The organism is Streptomyces sp. NPDC060205, from assembly GCF_042728395.1.
Lineage (GTDB): Bacteria > Actinomycetota > Actinomycetes > Streptomycetales > Streptomycetaceae > Streptomyces.
Genome location: NZ_JBHWZP010000434.1, coordinates 1 through 6,684, shown reverse-complemented (window position 1 = coordinate 6,684; position 6,684 = coordinate 1). Strand labels below are relative to the sequence as shown.

7 protein-coding genes are annotated in these 6,684 nt (G+C 70.6%); 5 read left to right on the top strand and 2 right to left on the bottom strand.

What is annotated here, in order from left to right:
- Positions 1-96 precede the first annotated feature (96 nt).
- On the top strand, positions 97-873 hold the full coding sequence (locus ACFWGJ_RS40195; RefSeq protein ID WP_387333906.1) for an endonuclease/exonuclease/phosphatase family protein: 777 nt from the start codon (positions 97-99) through the stop codon (positions 871-873).
- 106 nt (positions 874-979) lie between these two features.
- Here ACFWGJ_RS40195 and ACFWGJ_RS40190 read toward each other — a convergent pair whose 3' ends face one another.
- Positions 980-1,669, bottom strand: coding sequence for a hypothetical protein (locus tag ACFWGJ_RS40190; protein ID WP_387333905.1), 690 nt, complete (start codon positions 1,667-1,669; stop codon positions 980-982).
- Positions 1,662-2,471 (bottom strand): alpha/beta hydrolase, encoded by an 810-nt coding sequence (locus tag ACFWGJ_RS40185; protein WP_387333904.1) that lies wholly within the window; start codon positions 2,469-2,471, stop codon positions 1,662-1,664. Before ACFWGJ_RS40185 ends, ACFWGJ_RS40190 begins: the two co-directional genes overlap by 8 nt.
- 173 nt (positions 2,472-2,644) lie before the next feature.
- Here ACFWGJ_RS40185 and ACFWGJ_RS40180 point away from each other — a divergent pair, with 173 nt between their 5' ends.
- The 4 genes from ACFWGJ_RS40180 to ACFWGJ_RS40165 all read left to right on the top strand — a co-directional run bounded on the left by ACFWGJ_RS40180 (position 2,645) and on the right by ACFWGJ_RS40165 (position 6,565).
- Positions 2,645-3,370 (top strand): lysophospholipid acyltransferase family protein, encoded by a 726-nt coding sequence (locus tag ACFWGJ_RS40180; protein WP_387333903.1) that lies wholly within the window; start codon positions 2,645-2,647, stop codon positions 3,368-3,370.
- A 38-nt stretch (positions 3,371-3,408) separates the two neighbouring features.
- Positions 3,409-4,662 carry a MacS family sensor histidine kinase gene (gene macS, locus ACFWGJ_RS40175; protein WP_387333902.1) on the top strand — a complete coding sequence of 418 codons (1,254 nt, stop codon included), beginning with the start codon at positions 3,409-3,411 and terminating at the stop codon, positions 4,660-4,662.
- A gap of 80 nt (positions 4,663-4,742) precedes the next feature.
- Positions 4,743-5,393, top strand: a complete 651-nt coding sequence (locus ACFWGJ_RS40170) for a response regulator (RefSeq protein ID WP_387333907.1) — start codon at positions 4,743-4,745, stop codon at positions 5,391-5,393.
- 143 nt (positions 5,394-5,536) lie between these two features.
- Positions 5,537-6,565: a 6-phosphofructokinase gene (locus ACFWGJ_RS40165; protein ID WP_387333901.1), complete on the top strand. Its 1,029-nt coding sequence runs from the start codon at positions 5,537-5,539 to the stop codon at positions 6,563-6,565.
- Positions 6,566-6,684: the final 119 nt, after the last annotated feature.

Sequence of the window (6,684 nt, the reverse complement as noted above, 5' to 3'; positions counted from 1 at the left end):
CCTGAAAGGCGGGGCTGCGCCCCTGCCTTTCATCTTTTAGGGGCGCGGGGGACTGCGCGACCAGCCCCCACCGGCCCGCGGGATATCTTGATCCGTATGTCGACCATTCCGGCAGGAAACCCGTTGCCCAGTTCCCGGACGGAGTCCGACGGTTCGGTCGTCGTCCGGGTCCTCAGCTACAACATCCGGTCCATGCGGGACGACACCACCGCACTCGCCCGGGTGATCGCCGCCTGCGAACCGGACCTGGTCCTCCTCCAGGAAGCCCCCCGCTTCTTCCGCTGGCGCAAGAAGCTGGCCCGCCTGGCGGCGGCCTCGGGGCAGGTCGTCCTCTCCGGCGGAGCCACCGCGTCCGGCCCGGCCCTCCTGTGCTCCCTGCGCGCCACGGTCGAACGCACCGAGGACGTGCTGCTCCCCGTCACCCCCGGCCTGCACCGGCGCGGTTTCGCGACCGCCGTCGTCCGGTTCGGCGGGGCGGACGGCGCCCGCGTCGGCGTACTGAGCTGCCATCTGTCCCTTCAGAAGGACGAGCGCCACAAGCAGGGCGCCATGCTCCTGGACAGCCTCGCCGCCCTGGACACCCCGCACGCCATCGCGGGCGGCGACCTCAACGAGCGCCCGGAGGGCCGGACGTTCAAGCGTCTCGCGGCAGCGCTCCAGGACGGCTGGGCGGTGGCCCCCTGGGGCGGGGAGCACACCTCCACGCCCGGCGACCCGCATCAGCGCATCGACGCGCTCTTCGCCACCGCGGGTGTGGAGATCCTTGGCTGCGGCGTACCCCTGGACCAGCCCGGAGTGACCGAGGCGGACCTGAGGGCCGCCACGGACCATCTGCCGGTCCTGGCGGCCATCAGAATCCCCAGCGCCCGATGACGCCGGCCGCTCGATGACGCCAGGCGTCACAAACGCCAGGCGTCAGATCCGCCAAGCGTCAGATCCGTAAGGCGTCGGATCCGTAAGGCGTCGGATCCGTAAGGCGTCAGACGACCGCGCCGCGCCCCGGATCGTCCTCGTCCTCCTCGTCGCTCCGCATCCGCCCCACCAGCGTGGCGAACCCGCCGAGGAAGCCGCCGATGCCCAGCGTGGCGAGGTACCACGTCATCTCCCAGCCGAGCAGCACCGCGAGCAGCAGCAGTACCGGGCCGCCGATCACACCCAGCCAGGCGAACTTGGCCGTGGTGTCCGCGGCCGGCAGCGGGGGCGGCTCGGGCGGCACGAAGTGGCCCTCGTCGTCCTCGTCGAAGTCCTCCTCGGCCGGTTCGGACACCGAGAAGTCACGGGGACCCGCGACGCCGGGCGCGAACGCCACGGAACTGCCGAGCGGCTTCCCGGCGCCCGGCTCGTCCTTAGGGGCGGCCTTCGCGTCGGTCTCCGGGTCGGCCTCGGGACCCGTGGTGTCCGTACCGCCCTGCTTGCCCTTGGCGCCCTTGGGCGTCGCGGAGCTCTTGCCGCCGGAGTCGCCCGCGCCGGCGTCGTTCGTCTCGGGATCCAGGAGCGCCAGGTCCTCCACGGACTTGAAGGGCTTCGCGCCGGGCGGGTCCGGCGGTTCGTCGCCGTATCCGGCCACGATGGCCTCCCAGGCCGCCGCCTCGTCGAACGACGGGCCCTGCTCCCCGCCGGGTGCCGCGTCCTTCTCGTCGGGCTCGCGGTCCGCGTCGTACTCAGCCACCAGTGGCCGTCCCTTCCTGCTGACTCGCCTGACCCGCGCCGGCCTCCTTGCCGGCACCGGGTGCGAGCCGGGAGACGAAGGCGAAGCTCTCCTCGAAGATCCGGTCCGCGTCGTGGTCCAACGTCGCGACGTGGTAGCTCTGTTCCAGAAGTATCTCCGTGACATCCACGGACGACACCCGGCTGAGGATGCGGGCCGAGTCGGCGGGCGGCACGACATGGTCCTGCGGGCTGTGCAGGAGCAGCATCGGCTGGGTCACCTGCGGCAGCTCGCCGTCGAGGAGCCGGTAGAAGTTACGCATCGAGTGGGCCGCGTGCAGGGGCACCTTGTCGTAGCCGATCTCGATCCCGCCGTCCTTGGCGATGTCGCTGGTGATGCCGTCCACCGTCCTGACGAAGTGACGGATCACCGGCAGGGCGTACGCCGCGAGGCCGTGCACCTTGTTCGCCGGGTTGACGACCACTATGCCGCCGACCTCGTCACCGTGCTTGGCGGCGAGCCGCAGGGTGAGCGCGCCGCCCATGGAGAGACCGAAGACGAAGACCCGGGAGCAGCGCTCGCGCAGGGCGCGCAGCTCGCGGTCCACTTCCGCGTACCAGTCCTGCCAGCCCGTGAGCTGCATGTCCTCCCAGCGCGTGCCGTGCCCGGGGAGCAGCGGCAGCGAGACGGTGAGACCGCGCTCGGCGAGATACTCCGCCCAGGGGCGCAGCGACTGCGGGGAACCCGTGAAGCCGTGGCAGAGGAGGACCCCGACCTCTCCCCCCTCGTGGTGGAACGGCTCAGCTCCGGGAAGGACCGGCACCTTCGGTCTCCTGTTCGTTCAAGGGCGACGCGACGATCACCCCGAAGCTTCGAGGCGTACTTCACCGTACGCGACCGCACTGACACCGACCAGGGCCGTCGGGCCCATTGACCGTGCTCCGGGTTAAGGTCTGATCGACAGACACAGGAGGCACTCGGGTGATCTACGGCGCAATGAAGTTTTCCATCGGAGGGCCCCTGAAGCTCGCCTTCAGGCCCTGGGTGGAAGGCCTCAGGAACATTCCCGCCGAGGGCCCGGCCATCCTGGCGAGCAACCACCTCTCGTTCTCGGACTCGTTCTTCCTCCCCGCGGTCCTCGACCGCAAGGTCACCTTCATCGCGAAGGCGGAGTACTTCACCACCCCCGGGGTCAAGGGCCGGATGACCGCCGCCTTCTTCAAGGGCGTCGGCCAGCTGCCGGTGGACCGCTCAGGCGGACGCGGTGCGGGCGAGGCGGCGGTCAAGAGCGGTATCGACGTCGTCGAGCGCGGCGAGCTCTTCGGTATCTACCCGGAGGGCACCCGCTCGCCCGACGGCCGCCTCTACCGGGGCAAGCCCGGCGGGCTCGCGCGGGTGGCGCTGGCCACCGGGGCGCCCGTCATCCCGGTCGCCATGATCGACACGGAGAAGATCCAGCCGCCCGGCAAGGTGATGCCCAAGCTGATGCGCCCGGGCATCCGCATCGGCGAACCGCTGGACTTCAGCCGCTACAGCGGGATGGAGCACGACCGTTTCGTGCTGCGCGCGGTGACCGACGAGGTCATGTACGAGATCATGAAGCTCTCCGGACAGGAGTACGTCGACATCTACGCGACGGCCGCCAAGCGGCAGATCGCGGAGGCGGCGAAGGCACAGAAGCAGGCCCAGAAGGAAGCGCAGAAGGAGCAGACCGGCTCGTAGACCTGGACGCGGCCGCGGGGGATGGGGTACTGGGGGACATGGCCAAGCGCGAGAGAGTCATGAGGATGTCGGTCGAGCAGCCGCTGTGGCGCGCGCTCACGGGATACCGCGTCCTGACGCTGTTCTACGCGATCGGTCTCTTCGTCGCGAAGAACGACGAGTTCGTCCGCCCCGAAGTGGCCATCGGCTACTACGTGCTGCTCGCCGCCTGGACCTTCGCCACCCTCCCCAAGGTGGCCAACGCGCAGAGCTGCACCAAGCCCTTCCTCGCGGCCGATCTGACCGTCGCCCTCACCGGCATCCTGCTCACCCCGGTCGCTGACGCCCACGACCGGATCGTGGCGGGCGGCCCGACCCTCCCGTCGATATGGACCGCGGGCGCGGTGCTGGCGTTCGCCATCAAGGGCGGCTGGCGCTGGGCGGCCTTCGCCTCGGCGCTCGTCGGCGTCGCCAACGTCCTGCAGCGCGGCGCGCTCAGCGAGGACACCCTCCACAACGTGCTGCTGGTCTGGGTCGCCTCCATCGCCATCGGATACGTCGTCGAGGTCGCCCGCGCCTCCGAGCGCACCCTGGCCCGCGCCCTGGAGATCGAGGCGGCGACCCGCGAACGCGAGCGGCTGGCCCGTGACATCCACGACGGCGTCCTCCAGGTGCTCGCCATGGTGCAGCGGCGCGGCTCCGCGATCGGCGGGGAGGCGGCGGAGCTGGGCCGTCTCGCCGGCGAACAGGAGGTCGCGCTGCGCACCCTGGTCTCCGGCGGACTCGTACCCGTCTCGCGGCTCTCGGAGGACGAGACCGAGGGAGCCGTCGTCCGCGCGGTGGACGAGCCGGACCCGCAGGACGACCTGGCCCTACGCGATCTGCGCCCGCTGCTCGCCCCGTACGCCACCGCGAAGGTGACGTTCTCCGAGCCGGGGACCCCGGTGCCGCTCCCGGCCGGTGCCGCGAGGGAACTGGCCGCGGCGGTCGGCGCGGCCCTGGACAACGTCCACCGCCACGTGGGCGAGGACGCCCGGGCCTGGATCCTGGTCGAGGACGAGCCGGACGAGGTGATCGTGACCGTACGGGACGACGGCCCCGGCATCCCCGAGGGACGGCTCGCCCAGGCCGAGGGGGAGGGGCGCCTCGGGGTGGCCCTGTCGATCCGGGGACGGCTGCGGGAGATCGGCGGCACCGCCGAGCTGATCTCGGTGCCGGGCCAGGGCACGGAAGTGGAACTGAAGGTACCGAAGCAGGCACCGAAGGCCTCGAAGGGGCCCGAGGGCACACGGGGGAAGGCGGAGAAGGCATGACCGAGGGACAAGGACAGTCGTCGAGGTCGGGGCCGGGAGCGGGAGCGGGAACGGAACAGGGGCGGGCCCCGATCCGGGTCATGGTGGTCGACGACCATCCCATGTGGCGCGACGCGGTCGCCCGGGACCTCGCCGAGTCCGGGTTCGACGTGGTCGCGACCGCGGGCGACGGCGAACAGGCGGTGCGCCGGGCCCAGGCCGCCGGACCCGACGTCCTCGTACTGGACCTGAACCTGCCCGCCAAGCCCGGTGTGCAGGTCTGCAAGGAACTCGTCGGCCTCAACCCCGCCCTGCGCGTCCTTGTCCTGTCCGCGAGCGGCGAGCACGCCGACGTCCTGGAGGCGGTCAAGTCCGGCGCCACCGGCTACCTCCTCAAGTCGGCCTCCACGGAGGAGCTGATCGACGCGGTGCGCCGCACGGCCGTCGGCGACCCCGTCTTCACGCCGGGCCTCGCGGGCCTGGTCCTCGGCGAGTACCGCAGACTCGCCTCCGACCCGGGCCCCGCCACGGGAGGCGACGGCGAGCCGAGGGCCCCGCAGCTCACCGAGCGGGAGACCGAGGTGCTCCGGCTGGTGGCCAAGGGCCTGAGCTACAAGCAGATCGCCGAGCGCCTGGTGATCTCCCACCGCACGGTGCAGAACCACGTCCAGAACACCCTGGGCAAGCTGCAGTTGCACAACCGCGTGGAGTTGGTGCGCTATGCCATAGAGCGGGGCCTCGACGACGCGTAAACCCACCGATACACACCAACGAGTGATGACGGGTGATCAACTCCCGCACATTGCATCGGAATTGACCTTCCGCCCTCTCCTGGAGTGACCTGGATCACTATTAGCGTGAGTTCCGTCAGCCAACCATGGCGAAGGGACTTTCCATGCGGGTCGGAGTACTGACCGGAGGCGGCGACTGCCCCGGGCTCAACGCCGTCATCCGGGGCATCGTCCGCAAGGGCGTGCAGGAGTACGGCTATGACTTCACCGGCTTCCGGGACGGCTGGAGGGGTCCGCTGGAAGGCGACTTCGTCCGGCTCGACATTCCCGCCGTGCGGGGCATCCTGCCGCGCGGCGGCACCATCCTCGGTTCCTCGCGCACCAACCCCCTCAAGGCCGAGAACGGCATCCGCCGGATCAAGGAGAACCTCGCCAAGTGCGAGGTCGACGCCCTGATCGCGATCGGCGGCGAGGACACCCTCGGGGTCGCCGCGCGCCTCACCGACGAGTACGGGGTGCCCGTCGTCGGCGTACCGAAGACCATCGACAACGACCTGTCCGCCACCGACTACACCTTCGGTTTCGACACCGCCGTCGGGATCGCCACCGAGGCGATCGACCGGCTGCACACCACCGCCGAATCGCACATGCGGGTGCTGGTGTGCGAGGTGATGGGGCGGCACGCGGGCTGGATCGCGCTCCACTCGGGTCTCGCGGGCGGCGCGAACGTCATCCTCATCCCGGAACAGCGCTTCGACGTCGACCAGGTGTGCGCCTGGGTGACCTCGCGCTTCAAGGCCTCGTACGCGCCGATCGTGGTCGTCGCGGAGGGGGCGATGCCCAAGGACGGCGACATGGTCCTCAAGGACGGGTCGCTGGACTCCTTCGGGCATGTGCGGCTGTCGGGTGTGGGGGAGTGGCTGTCCAAGGAGATCGAGCGGCGTACGGGGAAGGAGGCGCGGACGACCGTTCTCGGACATGTCCAGCGGGGCGGCACTCCCAGTGCGTTCGATCGGTGGCTGGCCACGCGGTTCGGGCTTCATGCGATCGAGGCGGTGCGGGACGGGGACTTCGGCAAGATGGTCGCGCTGCAGGGGACCGATGTCGTGCGCGTCCCCATCGCGGAGGCGACGGCCCGCCTGAAGACGGTGGATCCGCGACTGTACGAGGAGGTCGGGGTCTTCTTCGGCTGACTTGTCCTCGCCCCCGCCGCCCCTTCCCGTTCCCGTCCACGTATGGGGGCTGCGCCCCCTCGCCCCCCTGATCGCGCTTCGCGCTCGTCCTCAAACGCCGGAGAGGCTAACTACCAGCC

Bases quoted from the DNA above. Each gene is read 5' to 3' on its own strand.
- ACFWGJ_RS40195 (WP_387333906.1), top strand. From the start codon at position 97: ATGTCGACCATTCCGGCAGGAAACCCGTTGCCCAGTTCCCGGACGGAG.
- ACFWGJ_RS40180 (WP_387333903.1), top strand. From the start codon at position 2,645: ATGAAGTTTTCCATCGGAGGGCCCCTGAAGCTCGCCTTCAGGCCCTGG.
- macS (WP_387333902.1), top strand. From the start codon at position 3,409: ATGGCCAAGCGCGAGAGAGTCATGAGGATGTCGGTCGAGCAGCCGCTG.
- ACFWGJ_RS40170 (WP_387333907.1), top strand. From the start codon at position 4,743: ATGGTGGTCGACGACCATCCCATGTGGCGCGACGCGGTCGCCCGGGAC.
- ACFWGJ_RS40165 (WP_387333901.1), top strand. From the start codon at position 5,537: ATGCGGGTCGGAGTACTGACCGGAGGCGGCGACTGCCCCGGGCTCAAC.